The sequence below is a fragment of the Streptomyces sp. NPDC093600 genome (genome assembly GCF_044764755.1).
In the GTDB taxonomy this organism is placed as follows: Bacteria; Actinomycetota; Actinomycetes; order Streptomycetales; family Streptomycetaceae; genus Streptomyces.
In genome coordinates this window covers 16760-34532 of sequence record NZ_JBIWIU010000015.1, presented here as the reverse complement: position 1 = coordinate 34532, position 17773 = coordinate 16760, and the positions used below count along the sequence as shown (strand labels likewise).

Annotated in this window: 15 protein-coding genes; 12 read left to right on the top strand and 3 right to left on the bottom strand. The window is 72.7% G+C overall.

From position 1 onward, the window contains the following. Positions 1–105: 105 nt before the first annotated feature. Positions 106–1530: a DUF4157 domain-containing protein gene (locus tag ACIRB4_RS28270; RefSeq protein WP_403295037.1), complete on the bottom strand. Its 1425-nt coding sequence runs from the start codon at positions 1528–1530 to the stop codon at positions 106–108. Positions 1531–1775: 245 nt separating this feature from the next. Between ACIRB4_RS28270 and ACIRB4_RS28265 the strand changes: the two genes are divergently transcribed. From ACIRB4_RS28265 to ACIRB4_RS28210, 12 genes are all read left to right on the top strand, one after another. Continuing rightward, positions 1776–3398, top strand: a complete 1623-nt coding sequence (locus ACIRB4_RS28265; RefSeq protein ID WP_403295035.1) for a phage tail sheath subtilisin-like domain-containing protein — start codon at positions 1776–1778, stop codon at positions 3396–3398. Between the two features lie 114 nt (positions 3399–3512). Next, positions 3513–3956: a phage tail protein gene (locus tag ACIRB4_RS28260; RefSeq protein WP_403295033.1), complete on the top strand. Its 444-nt coding sequence runs from the start codon at positions 3513–3515 to the stop codon at positions 3954–3956. Continuing rightward, the gene (locus ACIRB4_RS28255; RefSeq protein ID WP_403295032.1) at positions 3956–4480 is read left to right on the top strand and encodes a hypothetical protein; all 525 of its coding nucleotides are present in this window, start codon (positions 3956–3958) and stop codon (positions 4478–4480) included. The genes ACIRB4_RS28260 and ACIRB4_RS28255 overlap by 1 nt, the downstream gene beginning before the upstream one ends. Then, positions 4477–4635, top strand: a complete 159-nt coding sequence (locus ACIRB4_RS28250; RefSeq protein WP_403295030.1) for a DUF6760 family protein — start codon at positions 4477–4479, stop codon at positions 4633–4635. The genes ACIRB4_RS28255 and ACIRB4_RS28250 overlap by 4 nt, the downstream gene beginning before the upstream one ends. 2874 nt (positions 4636–7509) lie before the next feature. Continuing rightward, complete coding sequence (locus ACIRB4_RS28245; RefSeq protein ID WP_403295028.1) at positions 7510–8079, top strand: extensin; 570 nt, start codon at positions 7510–7512, stop codon at positions 8077–8079. A gap of 70 nt (positions 8080–8149) precedes the next feature. Then, entirely contained in the window at positions 8150–8575 is a 426-nt protein-coding gene (locus ACIRB4_RS28240; protein WP_019884200.1) for a phage tail protein, read from the top strand. Between the two features lie 13 nt (positions 8576–8588). Next, on the top strand, positions 8589–9329 hold the full coding sequence (locus tag ACIRB4_RS28235) for a LysM peptidoglycan-binding domain-containing protein (RefSeq protein ID WP_403295026.1): 741 nt from the start codon (positions 8589–8591) through the stop codon (positions 9327–9329). Next, positions 9329–11233, top strand: coding sequence for a VgrG-related protein (locus tag ACIRB4_RS28230; protein ID WP_403295024.1), 1905 nt, complete (start codon positions 9329–9331; stop codon positions 11231–11233). The genes ACIRB4_RS28235 and ACIRB4_RS28230 overlap by 1 nt, the downstream gene beginning before the upstream one ends. A gap of 37 nt (positions 11234–11270) precedes the next feature. Continuing rightward, positions 11271–11711 carry a GPW/gp25 family protein gene (locus ACIRB4_RS28225; RefSeq protein ID WP_403295023.1) on the top strand — a complete coding sequence of 147 codons (441 nt, stop codon included), beginning with the start codon at positions 11271–11273 and terminating at the stop codon, positions 11709–11711. After that, the gene (locus tag ACIRB4_RS28220) at positions 11711–13669 is read left to right on the top strand and encodes a putative baseplate assembly protein (RefSeq protein ID WP_403295022.1); all 1959 of its coding nucleotides are present in this window, start codon (positions 11711–11713) and stop codon (positions 13667–13669) included. Before ACIRB4_RS28225 ends, ACIRB4_RS28220 begins: the two co-directional genes overlap by 1 nt. Positions 13670–13686: 17 nt before the next feature. After that, positions 13687–14223: a phage tail protein gene (locus ACIRB4_RS28215; protein ID WP_403295021.1), complete on the top strand. Its 537-nt coding sequence runs from the start codon at positions 13687–13689 to the stop codon at positions 14221–14223. After that, on the top strand, positions 14220–15473 hold the full coding sequence (locus ACIRB4_RS28210) for an NADase-type glycan-binding domain-containing protein (protein ID WP_403295020.1): 1254 nt from the start codon (positions 14220–14222) through the stop codon (positions 15471–15473). Before ACIRB4_RS28215 ends, ACIRB4_RS28210 begins: the two co-directional genes overlap by 4 nt. A 149-nt stretch (positions 15474–15622) precedes the next feature. Here the strand turns inward: ACIRB4_RS28210 and ACIRB4_RS28205 are convergent, their stop codons facing one another. Together ACIRB4_RS28205 and ACIRB4_RS28200 are read right to left on the bottom strand one after the other, a co-directional pair. Further along, the gene (locus ACIRB4_RS28205) at positions 15623–16327 is read right to left on the bottom strand and encodes a hypothetical protein (RefSeq protein WP_403295019.1); all 705 of its coding nucleotides are present in this window, start codon (positions 16325–16327) and stop codon (positions 15623–15625) included. A gap of 100 nt (positions 16328–16427) precedes the next feature. After that, positions 16428–17768, bottom strand: a complete 1341-nt coding sequence (locus ACIRB4_RS28200; protein WP_403295018.1) for a peptidase inhibitor family I36 protein — start codon at positions 17766–17768, stop codon at positions 16428–16430. Between the last annotated feature and the right edge of the window lie 5 nt (positions 17769–17773).

The window sequence follows — 17773 nt, the reverse complement described above, 5'->3', positions numbered from 1 at the left end:
CGCCATGCCCCGTCTCCGCGCACGTGCCCACTACCGGGAAGCGGTGGAAGCGGTGGAAACAGCGGGAACAACGGGGCGGTGCCGGTGGTGCCGGTGGTGCCGGGGCTACGGGGCGAACAGCTTGTTGAAGTACATCCTGGCGACCCGCGTCTTGATCTTCTCGCGCATCGGTGCCTTCGCCATCCCCTTCCCCTCGATCGCGTCGTACTTCTCGTCCTTCAGCTCCTCGACGATCGCGTCCAGCAGCCGCTTCTGCGAACCCTCGGGGTCGACGCCCTGCTGGGCGAGATAGTCGTTGAGCGCCTTCCACGGGTTGCCCAGGTTGATCCCCTTCGCCGAGGCCGCCTCCCTGATCGAGGAGGCCGTGGTGTTGTCGTCGGTCATGTAGGCGGTGCGCATCTCGCCCGTGAGACGGTTCTCGTTCACCAGCACGTTGTGGTACTCGACCAGCGCCCGCCGGCCACCGGACATGTCGACGTCGAACCCCCTTTCGTGCTGCTGGAGATGGCCCATCTCGTGCCGGATGGTCTGCGCGACGGTGAAGCCGGAGGACGGATTGCTGTTCGCGGCGATGATGCCGTGTGCGGGGAAGTACCCGCCGCCGCCGGCGCCCGCGACCACCTCGGAGGCGGACTGCGCCGGATCGCCGCCGTTCAGGGCGTGGATGCTCAGCTGACCCTCCTCGGGGGTCAGGCCGACGCAGTGGCCCGGAGGGTAGTCGGCGAACGGGGTGTCCGCCCGGATGCCGTCCGGCACCTCCACGATCTTCACGGTCCCGGTGATGCCGAGCACCTCCCGGGCGCTGTCGATCACTTCCATGTCCAGGGCGCGCTGAACGGGAGCGTGCCCGCTCGCTTCCGCCGCCCCTCCGCCCTCGGTGGTGGCACGGGCGCGCTGCACGGGCGGTGCCCCGCTCATCACCCGCCGGGCCGTGTCCTCCGCCTGCCGCTCCGCCCAGTCGGACGGGTCGGAGACCCTGAGGCCCGAGCCGTTGTCGGTGCCGGGGACGGAGCCCTGGCTCTGCTGGCGGTAGTGGTCCAGCTCGTGGGCGAGGGTGTGCTTGTCCTGGCCGTCCCAGACCACGTGCGAGCCCGAGGTGTACGCCTTGGCGCCGATCTCCGTCGCGGACCGCTGGGCGACCGCGTCCGTGTGGACCCGTACGCCACTGAAGTCGTCGCCGCCGAACCGCGCCTCCATCTCGCTCTTCAGCGGCCCGTCCAGCGGCCGGCCGGGGGAGCGCAGCACCTCGTGCACGGCCGAGCGCTGGACCGCGGTGTTCTGCGCGGCGGAGTTCTGCGCCGCCGTCTTCTGAGCCGCCGTGTTCTGCGACGCCGTGTCCTGCGTCGCGGGCCCGTGCCCGCAGTGCGCGTCGTGCTCGTGGCGCTCCTCGGCGACGGCCCGTGCGACGGCCGCGTTGCCCGCCGCCCGCTGGAGTGCCAGGAGCTGGAGCGCGGGTGTGGTCAACGGCGCCTTCGGGCGGGTCCTGCCCCGGTCACCGGCCTGGTCGGCCCGCTGTTCGTGTGCGCGCACGATGCTCTCCTCGCTGGTTGGCATCCCAGCGTTACCCGCTCGCGGCGGCCCGCGGGAGGGCTTTGAGGGCAGTCCCGGGGGCAGGCTCGCGGGTGGTGCGGTCCAGGTGGGGTGCCGGAGGCGCGGTGAACTGCCCCTGCGGGCAACGGCGGTGCCCCCGAGCAGGTACCGCAGGACGTTACGGGTGACACGCCGCGCGCGCGAGGGTGGAAGCCGTCCTGTCGCGTACCCGAGGAGAGCAGAGCATGCCGTCCTACCTGTCGCCCGGCGTGTACGTCGAGGAGGTGGCCAGTGGCTCGCGCCCCATCGAAGGGGTGGGGACCTCGGTAGCGGCCTTCGTGGGGCTCGCGCCCACCGGTCCGCTGAACGCACCGACCCTGGTGACCAACTGGACCCAGTACGTCGCGGCCTTCGGTGACTTCACCGACGGGTACTACCTCGCGCACAGCGTCTACGGCTTCTTCAACAACGGCGGCACGGCCGCCTACGTCGTACGCGTCGGCGGCGCACCCGCGGGAGCGTCCGACGGCGGCCCGGAAGGCCTCGGCGCGGCTGGGCGGGATGCTGCCGCGAACGGCGCCCAGGTGACCGGCTCCGCGCCCCCGGCCGCACTGCTGCCGGGGGAGCCCCGGCAGCTCGGCACCTTCACCGTCAGCGCTGTCGCCCCCGGCTCGCTGAGCGTCGAGGTCGCCGACCCGGAGGGCGACGGCCCGGCCGAGCGGTTCAAGCTGATCGTGAAGGACGGCGACACGGTCGCCGAGACCTTCGACGTGACGGCGAAGAAGAGCGGGCGCAACTACGTCGTCACGCAGGTGAAGGAGCGCTCCCGGCTCATCACCGTTCAGGAGGCGGCGCCCGCCGCGCAGCTCGCACGGCCCGACAACCAGACCGTGGCGCTGGCGGCCCCGGCTCCCGCCCCGGCCGCCCCAGCCGTCCCGTCCGGCACGGCCGCCGCGCACCCCGGGCCCGCCGAGTACCTCGGCGACTCGGCCGACCGCACCGGCTTCGGCGGCCTGGAGGCGGTCGACGAGGTGTCGATGGTCGCCGTGCCCGACCTGATGGCCGCCTACCAGCGCGGCGCGATCGACCTGGAGGCCGTGAAGGCGGTCCAGCTCGGACTGATCGCGCACTGTGAACTGATGGGCGACCGGGTCGCCGTCATCGACCCGCCGCCCGGCCTCAACGCCCGCGAGATCCGGGTGTGGCGCCAGGAGACCGCCGGTTACGACTCCAAGTACGCCGCCCTCTACTACCCCTGGATCAAGGCCTTCGACCCGGCCACCGGCCAGACCCGGACGATCCCGCCGAGCGGCCACATCGCCGGCATCTGGGCCCGCAACGACTCCGAGCGGGGCGTGCACAAGGCCCCCGCGAACGAGGTCGTCCGCGGCGCGGTGGACCTCGAGATCCAGATCACCCGCGGCGAGCAGGACCTGCTCAACCCCATCGGGATCAACTGCATCCGGGCCTTCCCGGGCCGCGGCATCCGCGTCTGGGGCGCGCGCACCCTCTCCTCCGACCCGGCCTGGCGCTACCTGAACGTGCGGCGGTACTTCAACTACCTGGAGGAGTCGATCCTGATCGGCACCCAGTGGGTGGTGTTCGAGCCGAACGACCACGCGCTGTGGGCCCGGATCCGCCGCAATGTCTCGGCCTTCCTGGTCAACGAGTGGCGCAACGGCGCCCTCTTCGGCGCCCGGCCGGAGGAGGCCTACTACGTCAAGTGCGACGAGGAGTCCAACCCGCCGGAGTCGGTCGACCTCGGGCGGGTCATCTGCGAGATCGGTATCGCGCCGGTCAAGCCCGCGGAGTTCGTGATCTTCCGGCTGGCCCAGTTCTCCAGCGGCAGCGGTGAGCTGGAGGAGTAGTCCTCCTCCTCCCGTCCCCTCCCCTCCACTTCGCCCCGCACCGCCGTACGAGCCGAGCCCTCGGCTCGTACGGCCCCAGATCGGCCATGAGCCCTTGAGAAGGACAGAGAACAGATGAGTCTCCAGCCGGGTGACGCCCTCACTTCACATAATTTCGGCCTCCAGATCGACGGCGTGATGGTCGAGTACCTCGCCGAGGTCAGCGGCCTCAGCCTCGAACAGGACGTCATCGAGTACCAGCAGGTCTCCGCGCAGGGCAAGCCCGTCACGAAGAAGTTGCCCGGTGTGAAGAAGGCCGGCACGTGCACCGTCGTGCGCGGAATGACGCAGTCGGCGGCCTTCAACCAGTGGATCACCGAGTCGGTGAACGGCGCGATGGCCACGGCGCGGAAGAACGCCACCATCATGGTGATGGACTACCAGAACAATCCGGTCAAGCGGTACAATATGCGCAACGCCTGGTGCAGCAAGATCGACACCAGCACGGTGAAGGCCGGCGAGGCGTCCGCGCTCACCGAGACCGTGACGATCACGTTCGAAGAACTGGTCATCGAGTAATGCGGCGTACTGCTCCCAGGGCGGGTGCGGGTGCGGGCGTGGACGCGAGCGTGGGTCCGGGTCCGGGCGCGGCGCTCGCGAACGGCCGGCCCGAGACCGGGACGGAGCCGGAGCGGCAGACTGCTGCCCCGGCTCCCGCCCCGGCGGCCGAGCGGCTGCTGACCGAGTTCGCCTTCGAGCTGCCACGCGGCTACGTCGACGAGTCCGGCACCGTGCACCGCCACGGAGTCATGCGCCTCGCCACCGCCCGGGACGAGCTCGTGCCGCTGCGCGACATGCGCGTGCAGGAGAACCCGGCCTACCTGTCGGTGGTCCTGCTCGGCCGGGTGATCACCCGGCTCGGCACTCTGCCGCTGGTCCACGACGGGGTGGTGGAGAACATGTTCGCCTCCGACCTGGCGTTCCTGCAGGACTTCTACCGCCAGATCAACGCCGAGGGCCACACCAGGGCGGGTGTCACCTGCCCCCACTGCGAGCAGCCGTTCGAGGTCGAACTCGGCGGGAGCCGCCTGGGGGAATCGTGACGTACGCGACCGACCGTCTCCACGAGGAGATCGCGTACATCGCCTACCACTTCCACTGGAGCCAGGAGGAGATCCTGAACCTCGAACACCGCGACCGCCGCCGGTACGCCGAACAGATCGCGGGACTCGTCACGCGCGCCTCGGCGAAGGGGTAGGGCGTGGGACTTCTCAGCAGGTTCAGGGACGGTGGCCGACGGCGCCGGGTGGCGGCGGAGGAAGCGGGTGCGGGTAGCAGTACGGGTGTTGGTACGGGTGCCGGTACGGGTGCGACCGAGGACACCCGTGCCGGTGCCGGACCGGGTGTGGTCCGGCCCGCCGGCTGGTCCGCGCTGCCGCCGATCCAGCGTGTGACCGCCGCGTCGGCGGGGCCGGTCGCCGACGCCGGGTTCGGTGCCCGGCTCACGACCTGGCGGAGCCCGGCCTTCGCCGGCCCGCTGTCGCACGCCGTGCTCGACGGGGCCCCGGGCGGGCTCGTCCACGGCGTGCTCACCGCGGCGTCTCGGCCTGCCTCCGGACTCGAACTGCCGTCGCTCTCCCTGCCGGTGGCAGCGCCGGAGGACGCGGACGGCACACCACCCGTGCGGCCCTGGTCCCCGCCGGGCGTCACGGTCACCCCGCTCTCCCGCCCGGTCACGCGCCCGGCCGCCCCCGCCGTACAGCGCCGCACGCTGCCTGCTGCGGCGGGCGGGCGGTCGGTAGGGAGGAGCGGCTCCGGCGCGGGCCCGGATGCTCCGGTACGGGATGGGGCGAGCTCGGCGTCGGTGCGTGGAGCGGTGACGGGTAGGGGTGCCTCGGCGGCTGCGACGGGTCCCGGTGGTCCGGCGTCTGTGACGGGTCGGGATGCCTCGACGCCTGTGACGGGTCGGGATGTCTCGACGCCTGTCACGGGTCGGGATGTCTCGACGCCCGTGGTGGGTCCGAGTTCCCCGGCCTCTGCGACGGGTCCGGGCGCCTTGACGCCTACGGGGCCCATTGGCCCGGCGTCTGTGACGGGTCCGGGTGCTCCGACGCCTGTGGCGGGTCGGAATGCCCCGACGGTTGTGGCCGATCCGGGTTCCCCGGCGTCTGTGACGGGTCGGGATGCCTCGGCGTCTGCGACCAGTACGCGCGCTCTGGCACCCGACGATGTGAGGCCCGCGCCGTCGACAGCACCGGCGACCCGGGCGTCTCGCCCTCAGAAGGGCTCCGGCGCCGGACCGGCGGGACCGGCACGTCAACGGCCTCTGCTCGGCGCGCCCTTGCCCGCCGCGCCGGCGGACGCGACGCCGCTCGCGGGCGGCCCCCTGGCGGCACCGGAGGCCCCGGCCGAACCGATGCCGGCTGTCCAGCGCGCCTCCGTGGGCTCGGGCTCCGCGCACTCCCGGACGCGGCCGGTTCCCCCTCCTGTACGAGCCCTCGCCCCGGCCCGAGCGCTCACTCCCGCGCTGCCGCCCCCGGCCCCCGTGCGACATCGGCAGTCGACCCCGACGGCCGTGCCACTGCGTCGAGTTCCGTCGGCACAGGACCGGCCCGCGACGTCCGCCGCAGCCTCCTCCGCGGCGGAGCCCCCTCGCTCACCGCGTGAACCGGGGGCGGCGGTGGGGCCGGTGTCGGAGTCACCTCGGCCGCGTGCGGCCGTACCGTCCGTGGCGGGTGCGACGCCGGGTGCGGTGTCCGAGTCGCCTCGGGCGGGTGCCGCGGTGCCGTCCGTCGAGCGTCGACCGGCCACGTCGGGTTCGCCGGTGAACTCCGGGCCATCTCGGCCGGGGGTGGCCGTACCGTCCGTGGCGGGTGCGGTGCCGCGCGCGGTGTCCGAGTCGCCTCGGGCGGGTGCCGCCGTGCCGTCAGTTGAACGTCGACCGGCCACGTCGGGTTTGCCGGTGAACTCCGGGCCTTCTCGGGCTGCGGCCGTACCGTCCGTGCCGGGGGCGGTGCCCGCGTCGCCTCGGCCGGGGGTGGCCGTACCGTCCGTGCAGCGTCGGCCCGCCGGGACGGGCGCGGGCGTGAGCCCCGTCTCCGCGCCGCCTCGCCCGGGGCGGCGCGGACCCTCCACGCAGAGCCTCCCCGCTGTGGTGTCCGCCCCGTCCTCCGCAGGGCCGGGCGCCAGCACGAACACGTCCGCCGCCGCGCCGCGCCCGGAGGAGGCGTCTGCCCCGTCGCGACCTGGGGTCACCTCTCCCGCGCCGCCGTTCGGCCCCGCGACTGCCGTGGCACCGACTCCGGGAGGCGAAGGCCCGGCCGGCGCCCCTGCCCAGGCCGTACAGCGGCTTTCCACCCCGCATCCCCGGCCGCGGCTTGGTCTCGGCGCCCCTGTAGCGCGGCGGCTCGTTGGCGATGAGCCGGCGCCGACTGCCCCGAGTGTCGGTAGCGTTGGGAACGTTGGGAGCGTCCCCGCGCCTCCTCGTAAGGCGCCTGGTGACGCCGCCCCGGCCGCACCCGGGCGTCGTGCGTCGGCCGTGCAGCGTGTCTCCGGCGGCGTGGTGACGCAGTCGGCGGGCCCCATGTCGGCGAACCAGCCCGGCCGCCCGGACGCGTCCGGCCACGGCGACGTACATGAACCGGTGGTGCAGCGTCCCGTGGTCAACCCCCACCAAGCGCCGGGCCAGGCAGCACCCGCCGCAGCGCCCCCGTACGTTCCGGCACCCGGGCAATCCGGCGCCGGCGGCCCGGCTTATGGGTCCGTACCTGCGCCGGTGGTGCAGCGTGCCGCGACCGCGGCGCCCGTTCCCGCCGCCGCCCCGGAAATGGGCCCGATCCCGCCTGCCCACGCGCCGGCCGCCCAGGTGAGCACTGCCGCCGCCCACACGCCTCCGCCGAGGCCGCGGTTCGGCACGCCCGCGTCCGTACAAGCTCCAGCCTCCGCCCCTGTACCGGTGCCGCCCGCCCCGGCGGCCGAGGACGGGACCTTCGCGGTGGCGGGTACGGTGCAGCGCGTTGTGGCTGCCGTGCCCGGTCAGTCGAGCGCGGGCGTCGCCCAAACGCCTCTGCCGACGGCGGGGCTGGCCGCGCCCCTGCCCGTACAAGCTCCGGGGGCCACGCTCACACCGGCGGTGCGCCTGACGCCCCCGGCGGCCGAGGACGGGACCTTCGCGGTGGCGGGTACGGTGCAGCGCGTTGTGGCTGCCGTGCCCGGTCAGTCGAGCGCGGGCGTCGCCCAAACGCCTCTGCCGACGGCGGGGCTGGCCGCGCCCCTGCCCGTACATGCTCCAGGGCTCACGCCCGCACCGGCGGTGCGCCTGACGCCCCCGACGCTCACCCCCACCCCCGCAGTCCAGCGTGCCCCGAAAGACGGGCCCGCGCGCGTCCACGCCCCCCAGCCACCCACCCCGACCCCCGCACCCCAGCCCTTCCCGCCGACCGCCGCCGTACCTCCCTCCGTCCAGCGCACTCCCCACCCGGAGCCCCCGCCTCCGTACTCCCCTCCCACGCCGACCACCCCCACCACCACCGACGAACCCCCGCCCGCCTACACCCCCGTCGACTTCGACGCCCGCGCCCTCACCGGCGCTCAGGTCGACGAGTTGACCCATCGGCTCATCGGGCCGCTGACCCGGCTGCTGCGGACCGAGCTCCGGCTCGACCGGGAGCGGATCGGCAGGCTCCGCGACTCCCGCAACTAAGCCCCCGCCAACGAAGCCCCCCGAGCCAACGACAACCTCCCACCCCCACCGTCCCTGAAAGGCGCACCCGATGCCCAGCGATCTCGACCCGGGATCCACCATCTTCTTCACCCTCACCATCGACGGCGAAAGCCTCGGATTCTTCAACGGGTGCGAAGGGCTCGCCTCCTCCGTGGAGGTCGAGCAGCACCAAGAGGGCGGCAACAACGGGTTCGTCTGGCAGCTTCCGTCCCGCGTCACCTTCTCCACCATCCGGCTGACCCGGCCCCTCACCCCGGACACCGCCAAGGTCGCCGCCTGGATCTCCTCCGTCACCACCGGGGTCACCCGGCCGACCGCCCAGATCGCCGCCCTGCGCGCCGACGGGTCCGAGGTGGCCCGCTGGGGGCTCATCGACGTGCTGCCCGTCAACTGGCAGGGGCCGTCCCTGGACCCGGCCAACCCCGGTGTCGCCACCGAGGTCCTGGAGATCACGCACCACGGGTTCACGGACTGAGGGGTCGCGGCACATGGCAGGCAGGGCAGGCAAGGGCGGCAAGGGTGGCGCGGGCAAGAGTCTCGTACGCGCCACGCTGGCCATCCACGAGCCGCCGATCGGGCACAGCACCACACCCGGCGGGCTCATCAAGAACTTCAGTTTCGACTTCAACCCCTCCCAGCTCGCGCTGAGCCGCCGCGCACGCTGGAAGACGACCCCGACCGCCGCCGTGCGCGACGGCGCCCTGCCCGAGTTCATGGGGCCGGAGCCCCGGGAGATGACGGTGGAGATCTTCCTCGACTCCTCGGAGGACCCGAGCGGAAACTCGGTCCTGAAGAAGGTCGAGTCCCTCTTCTCCTGCTGCGAGGTGACCTCCAAGAGCATCGCCGCCAAGCAGCCGTCCACGCCCTGGGTGGTCTTCCAGTGGGGCGCGTTCTCCACCGCCCGCTTCACCGCGTACGTCTCCTCCGTGGACGCCACCTACTCCCTCTTCGGCACGACCGGTGTGCCGATCCGGGCCACGTGCCAGGTGAACCTGCACGAGATCCCCAGCAAGACCAAGGGACAGAACCCGACGTCGGGCGCGCTCACCGCCCAGCGCGTGCACCGCGTCGTGGCGGGCGACTCGCTGGAGTCGCTGGCGTGGCGGGAGTACGGCGACGCGACCGCCTGGCGGGCGATCGCCGAGGCCAACCGCATCGACGACCCGTCGCGGCTGCGGGCCGGCGCGGAGCTGGTGCTCCCCGCCGCCGAAGAGGTCGGTGGTCTCTGATGGTGCAGGCTTCCTTCTCCAACGTCATCCACCTCACCCTGGACGGTGCCAGACTTCCCGACGAGTTCGCCGACGACCTCGTCGGTGCCTGGGTCGACCTCGGGGCCGGGGTACCCGGCGCCTTCCGGCTCACCTTCCGGGATCCGCACGGGCTGCTCCTGGGCAAACTCAAGATTCAGTTCGGCACGAAAGTGGTCCTGGCCCCCGTCTCCGCCGGGCAGGGCGCCGCCTCCCCGCTGCTCACCGGCGAGGTCACCGGCATGGAGACCGACTACGACGGAACCGGCACCTTCACCGTCGTCCGCGGCTACGACCCCGGGCACCGGCTGATGCGGCAGCGCCGGGTCGCCGCGTACCGCAACCAGACCGCCTCCGACATCGCCCGCAAGCTGGCCGGCCTGAGCGGCATTCCGGCCGGCAAGGTGCAGGCCACGAAGACGGTCTACGAGTTCATCAGCCAGGCCAACGTGACGGACTGGGACTTCCTGGCCCGGCTCGCCGACGAGAACGAGATGGTGATGTCGCTCGACGGCAAGGGCACGTTCCAGTTCGTCCGGCCCGAGCCGGCGTCCGGCGCGCCGCCGGCGAGCACCGACGGCGCGAAGAGCCCGTTCGTGCTGCACGCGGGGCAGGACGTGCTGCGCTGCCGGGCCGCGGTCACCGCCGCCGACCAGGTCGGCAAGGTCGAATCCCGAGGCTGGGACGTCACGACGAAACGGAAGCTCACGGCCCTCGCGCCCGCCACGGCCAACGCGGCCGTCACCATCGGCACCACCCCCAAGAAAGCGGGGGCACGCTTCAAGGCGGCCAAGCTGGTCGAGACCGACACCCCTTACGACCGCCAGTCCGAGGTCCGCTTCGCCGCCCAGGCGCTCGCCGACGACATCACCTCCTCCTTCGCGGAACTGGAGGTCACGGTGCGCGGCAACCCCAAGCTGCGCCCCGGTGTGCCGGTCACGCTCAGAGATGTGGGCGCCCCGTTCGAGGGGAAGTACACCGTCACCTCGGCACGGCACGTCTTCGGTGACGACAGCGAGTACGTGACGTGGGTGACCGTCAGCGGCCGGCAGTGGCGCTCCCTCTTCGGCCTCACCTCCGGCGGCGCGGCGGCCACCGCGCCCCGGCTGCCGAGCGTGGCGAACGCCCTGGTCACCGACGTACAGGACCCGCTCAAGCAGGGCCGGGTGAAGCTCCAGTTCCCGTGGCTGGACGACACGTACGTCAGCGACTGGACGCGCACCGTCCAGTTGGGCGGCAAGGGCGGCGGCGGGCTCTTCCCGCTGGACGTCGGCGACGAGGTGCTCGTCGCCTTCGACCGCGGCGCCCTGGACCATCCGTTCGTCATCGGCGGCCTCTATAACGGCCGCGACCAGCCGACCGTCGTCAAGGACGTGCCGCTGCACGACGGACTGAAGAAGCAGGCGATCCGGCACACCCTGTCCGACCGGCAGGGCAACCGTGTCGACCTGCTGAGCCAGCAGACGGGCGCCCGTAAGCAGGGCGTACGGATCGCGACCGGCAACGACCGGCTCACCATCCACCTCGACCGCACCAAGACCGAGATCACCGTCGACAGCAAGGGGTCCGTCAGCATCACCGGCTCCCGCTCGGTGTCGATCGAGGCCGGTACCGACCTCACCCTGAGCGCCCGCCGGGCACTGACCATCAAGAGCGGCGGACCCCTCACCATCGAGGGCCGCGGCCTGGTCAACCTCAAGTCGCTGGGCGGCGCGGTCAACGTGGACGCGATGGGCGCGCTCAGCCTCAAGGCGGTCGGCGCCGCGACGGTCAGCGCGGGCGGGACCGTCCAGGTCAACTCCGTCGCCAACGTGGGCATCCGGGCCGCGACGCTCCTGCTGCAGGGCGTGGTGCTGGTCAACAACAAGCCGTATCCGCTGCCGTGACGGCCGGAGAACCACCAGTAAGGAGAGTGGTCCGCTGATGGCCGAGCAGTTCGTCGGATCCGGCTGGGCGTTCCCGCTGCGGATCGGCCCCACCGGAGCCATCGCCCTGGTCAGCGGGGAGCGGGAGATCGAGGAGGCGATCCGGCTCGTGCTGGCCACCGCGCCGGGCGAGCGGCCCATGCGCCCCGAATTCGGCTGCGCCATCCACGACCTGGTCTTCGCCCCGGTCAACGAAGCCACCGCGGGCCGTATCCAGCACGAGGTGTACGCGAGCCTCGACCGCTGGGAGCCCCGGATCGAGGTGAACGACGTCGAGGTGACGGCCGGCGGCGAGCAGGGCGTCCTCTACATCGACGTTCGCTACTCGATCCGCGGCACCAACAACCCGCGCAGCCTCGTCTTCCCCTTCTACGTCATCCCCTCCCATGGCGAGCCCGGCCCGGACGACCCGGGCACCCCTCCGGAAAGCGACCACTGATGGCCCTGCCCTCCCCGAACCTCGACGACCGCAGGTTCCAGCAGTTCGTCGACGACGCCAAGCGGTACATCCAGCAGCGCGCCCCGGAGTGGACCGACCACAACGTGTCCGACCCCGGCGTCACCCTCGTGGAAACGGTCGCGCACATGGCCGACCAGATCGTCTACCGGCTCAACCGTGTACCGGAGAAGAACCACCTGGCCTTCCTGGACCTCGTCGGCATCTCGCTCTTCCCGCCCTCGGCCGCCCGCGCCGATGTCACGTTCTGGCTCTCCGCGCCCCAGGAGGAGACAGTCGTCCTGCCGGCCGGCACCGAGGTCGCCACGCTGCGCACCGAGAGCGAGGAGGCCGTCGTCTTCGCCACGGAGACCCGATTGGACGTCGTCTCATGCGGGTTGGCTCATGTCGTGGTGCAGTCCAGCGGTGCCGCCGTCGAGGACCGGACCACGGACCTGGCCGAGGGCAAGGACGTCCGCTGCTTCGCCGAGGCCCCTCGGGCCGGTGACTGCCTGCTGCTCGGGCTCAGCGCCGCGGTGCCGCACTGCGCGGTGGCGCTGGAGCTCGACAGCCGGGTCGACGGCGTCGGCGTCGACCCGCGGCAGCCGCCGCTGGTGTGGGAGGCGTGGACCGAAGACGGCTGGGCGGAGTGCGAGGTCGACCGGGACGGCACCGGCGGCCTCAACCGGCCGGGCGAGGTCGTGCTCCACGTCCCTGGCGGTCACGCGGTCTCCCGTACCGGCGGCCGCCAGGCCGGCTGGCTGCGCTGCCGGGTCACCGAACCGCTGCCCGGCCAGCCCTTCTACACCACGTCACCGACCGTACGCTCCGCCGAGGCCTTCACCGTCGGCGGCACCACCCGCGCCGTACACGCCGAGACGGTCCACGACGAGACCCTCGGCGAGTCCACCGGCCTGCCGGGCCAGCGGCTGCGGCTCGCCCACGCGCCCGTCGTCGGCGACGACCCGCCGCTGCACCTGCAGACCGCCGAGCACGACGGGTGGGCCGACTGGACGGTCGTGCCGCACTTCGCCGCCTCCGGACCGGACGACCGCCACATCACCCTGGACGCCGCCACCGGCGAGATCGCCTTCGGGCCCGCCGTACGGGAACCCGACGGCACCCTGCGGCAGTTCGGGGCGGCGCCCGCCAAGGGCGCCGTCGTCCGGGCACGCCGCTACCGCACCGGCGGGGGGCGGGCCGGGAACGTCGCCCGCGGCGCCGTGCGGGTGCTGCGCAGCTCCGTCCCGTACGTCTCCGAGGTCGTCAACCGGGAGGCGGCGCGCGGCGGGGTCGACGGCGAGACGGTCGAGGAGGCCAAGGTCCGCGCCCCCATCACCCTGCGGGCGCAGGAACGCGCCGTGACACTGCGCGACTACGAGGAACTGGCCCGCCGGGCCGCTCCGGAGACGGCCCGCATCACCTGCCTGGAGGGTGACGAGGGCGAGTACGGCGCCTATGCCGTACGGGTCCTGGTGGTCCCGCAGGCCGTACCGGACCCGGGCGGGCGGCTGCGCTTCGAGCAACTCGTCCCCGGCAAGGACCTGCTGAGCCGGATCACCCGGCATCTCGACGAACGACGCCTCATCGGGACCCGGCTGGCGGTCGGCCCGCCCTTCTACCAGGGCGTCACGGTCGTCGCCACCGTGCACGCCTTCCGCGGGGTCGACACGGACCGCGTACGCCGCCAGGCCCACGACGCGCTCTACCGCCACCTCGACCCGCTCAGCGGCGGCGCCGACGGCAAGGGGTGGCCCTTCGGCCGCCCGGTCCAGTCCGGCGAGGTCTTCGCCGTGCTCCAGCGGGTCCCCGGAGTCGAACTCGTCGACGAGGTACGACTCCACGCCGCCGACCCGCTGACCGGTAAGCGCGGCGAGGCGACGGACCGTATCGACCTCGAAGCGCCGTCGCTGGTCTTCTCCTTCGACCACCGGGTCCGCGTGATCGGGGACGGCGCGTGAGAGGCTCGATCGACGGAATGGGGTCCTCCGCGCCGATCGGCGCGATGCTGCCGGCCGTCTTCGCCGACGACGACCTGGCGCAGCGCTTCGTCGCCGGACTCGACGAGGTCATCGCGCCGATCCTCGGCGTCCTCGACTGCCTGGACGCCTACTTCACGCCGGCCCTGGCCCCGGTCGACTTCACCCAGTGGCTGGGTGGCTGGATCGGCGCCGAGACCGACGGTACGGAGCCGGAGGCGCGGCTGCGCGCGGCCGTCGCCGCCGCCGCGTACCTGCACCGCGTACGAGGCACCCGCCGCGGTCTGTCCGAGGCGATCCGGCTGGCCTTCGGGGTGGAACCGGAGATCAGCGAGAGCGGGGCCGCCGACTGGCACGCCCGCCCCCTCGGACCCGTCCCCGGCGAGCGCCGCCCACGGCTCCACGTCACCCTGCGGCTGCCCGATCCGACACCGGCGGACGAGCACCGGCTCGACAGCCTGGTGGCGGCCGCCCGCCCCGCCCACATGCCCTACACGGTCCAGGTGACCGTCTCCGAAAGGAACCCCGAGAGATGACCAGGCGAACCCCCGGGGCCGCGAACTGCACCGAGTGCGGGACCCGGGCGGAACCCGGCCAGTCCTTCTGCGACTCCTGCGGCGCGGTGCTGGGCTGGACGTCCGAAGTACCGGCACGGCCCGCTCCGGCGGCCCCGGAGCCCGGGCGTGGCCCGGATCCGGCCACCAGCACGGGCGCCGCCGCCGGCGAGAGCCCGGCACGACAGGACGTGGAACGGACGGAAGCACCGCGGGCGTCCGCCGCGCCCCCGTCCGGGGGGCCGTCGACCGATGAGCGGACCGCCCCGGTACCGGCCCAGGCGGACGACACCGCCCCCACCCGGCCGCTTCCCGAGGCCGCGCCCGACGACACCGTCGCCCGGGCCAGGTCCCTGCTCGTACCGGTCGCCGAGCCCGGGCCCCGGCCCGCCGCGGGGCCGTCCGTGGAACCCGTACTGCCGGGCCGCCCGGTCGCGAACCGCCCGCAGGTACGGGCCCCGGGCCAGGAGGCGGGTATCGAGGGCGGCGTGCCCTGCCCCTGGTGCGCCACCCCCAACCGGCCCGACCGGCACTTCTGCGGGCGCTGCGCCATGCCGATGTCCCGTGCCACCGAGACACCGGGTCGGCCCCACCGGCCGTGGTGGCGGCGGCTGTTCGGTCCCGGGACGGGGGAGGCGCCCTGGGCCGGCGACCGGCCACGGCTGCGGCGCGGCTTCGGGCGCGTGATGAACGTGGTGGTGGGCGTGCTGGTGCTGGCGCTGCTGATCACCGCCGGAGTGAACACGGAGCGGACGGTGAACGCGGTCCGGGACCACTTCGCCAAGCGTGCCCCGGTCGGACCGGACGGTTTCAAGGCCTCGCGGTCCTTCCCCGGCCATGCGCCGCAGCTCGCCTTCGACAAGCTGAACAACACGTGGTGGGGGCCGGGGGTGACCCAGTCCGGAGACGGCGAATGGATCGAAGCCCGCTTCGATCGCCCTACCCGCCTCCTGGACCTCGTGATCACCCCGGGCGTCTCCACCCGCCCCGACCAGCTCTCGGGCTCGGCCCTGCCCCACCGCGTCGACGCCGTGGTCACCACCGCCGACGGCAGGACCGTCACCCGTGTCCTCACCCTCGACCAGGGCGCCGGGGGCCAGCGCCGCGCGTTCCGGGTGGGCGAGGTCACCGCCGTACGGTTCGTCCTGCGCTCGGCCCACGGAGCCGCCGCAGACAAACAGGTCGCCATCGCGGAGGTCGAGTTCTTCGGCCCGTCGAACAACCGGTCGTAGCCGTATTCGTTGGCGTCCGGTCCGGGAACTGTGGTCAGGACGGGGCTCGGGCCGGTCGCAATGAGGTGAAGGAGGGTCCAGGCGACGCCTCAGCAGTCGTCCGGGCCGCAGCGGGAGACGATTTCTCGGGCATCCTCTGCCGTGACGGCTCAGGCGCGGAACGACAGCCGCCCTTGCTCGTCGACGTGAATGGCCCGGTCCAACCACTCGACGCGCTGGATGTCGTCGGTGCAGCTCACCGAGATGTCCTGGCAGAAGTAGCCCGTCCCCTCGCCGGGCTTTGCCGTGAACACTTTCGGAAGCCGGTCGCATCGCGGGTCCACCGGGGCCAGAGGGCCTTCCGTCGTCCCGTTCTTCCCGGTCTCCCAGGAGAACAGGTCGTAGACCGACTGAGCGGTGTGCACGGACTTCAGCGGCTTCGCCGTGTAGACGAAGTCCTGGCTGAAGGGGCCGACGCTGCCCGATGTCATGCCCTTGCTGGTCACCAGCCACGGCACGGTCACCCCCTCGAAGGACACCGAGCAGCGGACGGTCTCGTCCCGGGGGCGTACGACCTCGCCATCGCACGTGCCCGGGCCGGTCGTGCCGATACCGCCCGCCATGCGCAAGGTCTCCCGCCGCAGGTGGTTGAGTACCTTCTCGACGGGCTCCGCCTCGAACTTCGGCGAGGGGAGGGCTTTCGCCAACTCGGAGCCGCTTATGCCGGGATGCCGTCGGCTCGGTTCGATCGCCACCGGCCGCTTCGTGCCCGCCGCCTGCGAGAGCTTGGGCTGCGCGTCGCACGCGCTCGGCTCCTCGGCGCAGCCGCCGACCAGGACCATGGCCGCCACGGACGGAATCAGAAGACGCCTCATACAACCGTCTTCTCCGCTCCGGCTCGCCGACACACCTGCGGAGCCGGAGCCGGCGAAGAGGCCGGGCCCATGGGCTCGGCTCGGCCTCTTCCGCCTCGCCCTAGTAGGTGAAGGCCGTGCCGTGTGTCTTGGCGATGCGCTGCGAGGCGTATCCGGTATGCACCTGCAGGCGGTTGCCGGCGTGGTTCGACACCTTCAGGCTGACGCGGACGCGGTCGCACGCGCCGAGGTCGGCGGTGGTGAGGTACAGGGTGTTCGTAGCGGTCTGGTGGTGCTTGCGCTCGGTGATGTTCCAGCGCGCCACGGCGCTCTTCAGCGGAACGCCGCAGGTGGAGCCGTCGGCCCTGACCGGCTGTGCCTCGATCCAGGTGGAGGCGTCCGTGTGGTGCGCGGTCGGGTCGTTCTCGCCCGCGCACTTGTCGATCCCGTAGTTGGGCGAGATGCCGTCCTTGTCGTTGTTGCAGCTGGTCATGTTGGCGTCCAGGACGATCGCGATCCGGTCCGCCCCCTGCGGGGTGTACACATGATCGAGGAAGCCCTTCGTGGTCCCCGGCGTGAGGGCGGGCGGTTCCACGGCCTCGGCCTGGGTCCATCCGGCCGTGCCGCCGTACACGGCTCGGGACAGACCCGCGCCCGCCGGCACCTGCATCGCCACCGAGTTCCCCGCGCCGATCCAGGTCGCGTAGCCGAGCACCGAGACGCGGCACCGGTAGCGGTCCGTCGTCGGCGCGACGAACGTCCACCGCACCGAGGGCGCCACGGCCGTCTCACCGGGCGGCACGAGGTTCGCCGCCCAGTACGCTCCGGTCTCCTTGTCGGTGGGAAGCGCGCGCCCGTCCGCGTACATGCAGCGGATCGCGCCGGTCACACCGATGTTCTTGTGTTCGCCCAGTGCCGCGACGTTGCCGACCGACACGTTGCGGGTCCACAGGTACGACGCCTGCCCCTGCGTGGCGTCGAACTCGAGCTTCGTACCCGGGACGTCCGCGTAGCGCAGGGGATCGGCGTCGTCCTCCGCGCCGAAGGTGAAGGAGGGAGACGTCATGGGGTCCGCACCGCCCGTGCACACCTTGTCCAGCCGGTGCCAGGGCGAAGTGGGATCGGAGGCTCCGGTGTTGCTGCTGGCTCCTCCGGACCGGATGCTGCCGCGCAGAATGTGGTCGGCGGAGCTGAGCGCCGATGTGTCGAACTGGTACACCTGCGCCGTGACGGGGAGGTTGTTGACGTACGAGTTGATCCCTCCGGACCCCTCGCCCAGGCCGTACCGGCCCAGCCAGAAGCAGGTCTGTGTGCTGCCCGCCACGAACTGGAGCCCTTCGAGGTCCGTTCCGGAGTACAGGCACAGGCGGTCGGCGGGGCACGGCTCCGCCGCGGCGGCCGGCGAGGCCGTCGCCGTGAGGCCCGAGAACAGGAGCCCCACCGCCGACAACGCCGTCGCCACTCTTC

What these genes read in the sequence shown, in the direction of transcription:
- ACIRB4_RS28265 (WP_403295035.1), top strand. Translation starts at nt 1,776, where the DNA reads ATGCCGTCCTACCTGTCGCCCGGCGTGTACGTCGAGGAGGTGGCCAGT.
- ACIRB4_RS28260 (WP_403295033.1), top strand. Translation starts at nt 3,513, where the DNA reads ATGAGTCTCCAGCCGGGTGACGCCCTCACTTCACATAATTTCGGCCTC.
- ACIRB4_RS28255 (WP_403295032.1), top strand. Translation starts at nt 3,956, where the DNA reads ATGCGGCGTACTGCTCCCAGGGCGGGTGCGGGTGCGGGCGTGGACGCG.
- ACIRB4_RS28240 (WP_019884200.1), top strand. Translation starts at nt 8,150, where the DNA reads ATGCCCAGCGATCTCGACCCGGGATCCACCATCTTCTTCACCCTCACC.
- ACIRB4_RS28235 (WP_403295026.1), top strand. Translation starts at nt 8,589, where the DNA reads ATGGCAGGCAGGGCAGGCAAGGGCGGCAAGGGTGGCGCGGGCAAGAGT.
- ACIRB4_RS28230 (WP_403295024.1), top strand. Translation starts at nt 9,329, where the DNA reads ATGGTGCAGGCTTCCTTCTCCAACGTCATCCACCTCACCCTGGACGGT.
- ACIRB4_RS28225 (WP_403295023.1), top strand. Translation starts at nt 11,271, where the DNA reads ATGGCCGAGCAGTTCGTCGGATCCGGCTGGGCGTTCCCGCTGCGGATC.
- ACIRB4_RS28220 (WP_403295022.1), top strand. Translation starts at nt 11,711, where the DNA reads ATGGCCCTGCCCTCCCCGAACCTCGACGACCGCAGGTTCCAGCAGTTC.
- ACIRB4_RS28215 (WP_403295021.1), top strand. Translation starts at nt 13,687, where the DNA reads ATGGGGTCCTCCGCGCCGATCGGCGCGATGCTGCCGGCCGTCTTCGCC.
- ACIRB4_RS28210 (WP_403295020.1), top strand. Translation starts at nt 14,220, where the DNA reads ATGACCAGGCGAACCCCCGGGGCCGCGAACTGCACCGAGTGCGGGACC.
- ACIRB4_RS28205 (WP_403295019.1), bottom strand. Translation starts at nt 16,327, where the DNA reads ATGAGGCGTCTTCTGATTCCGTCCGTGGCGGCCATGGTCCTGGTCGGC.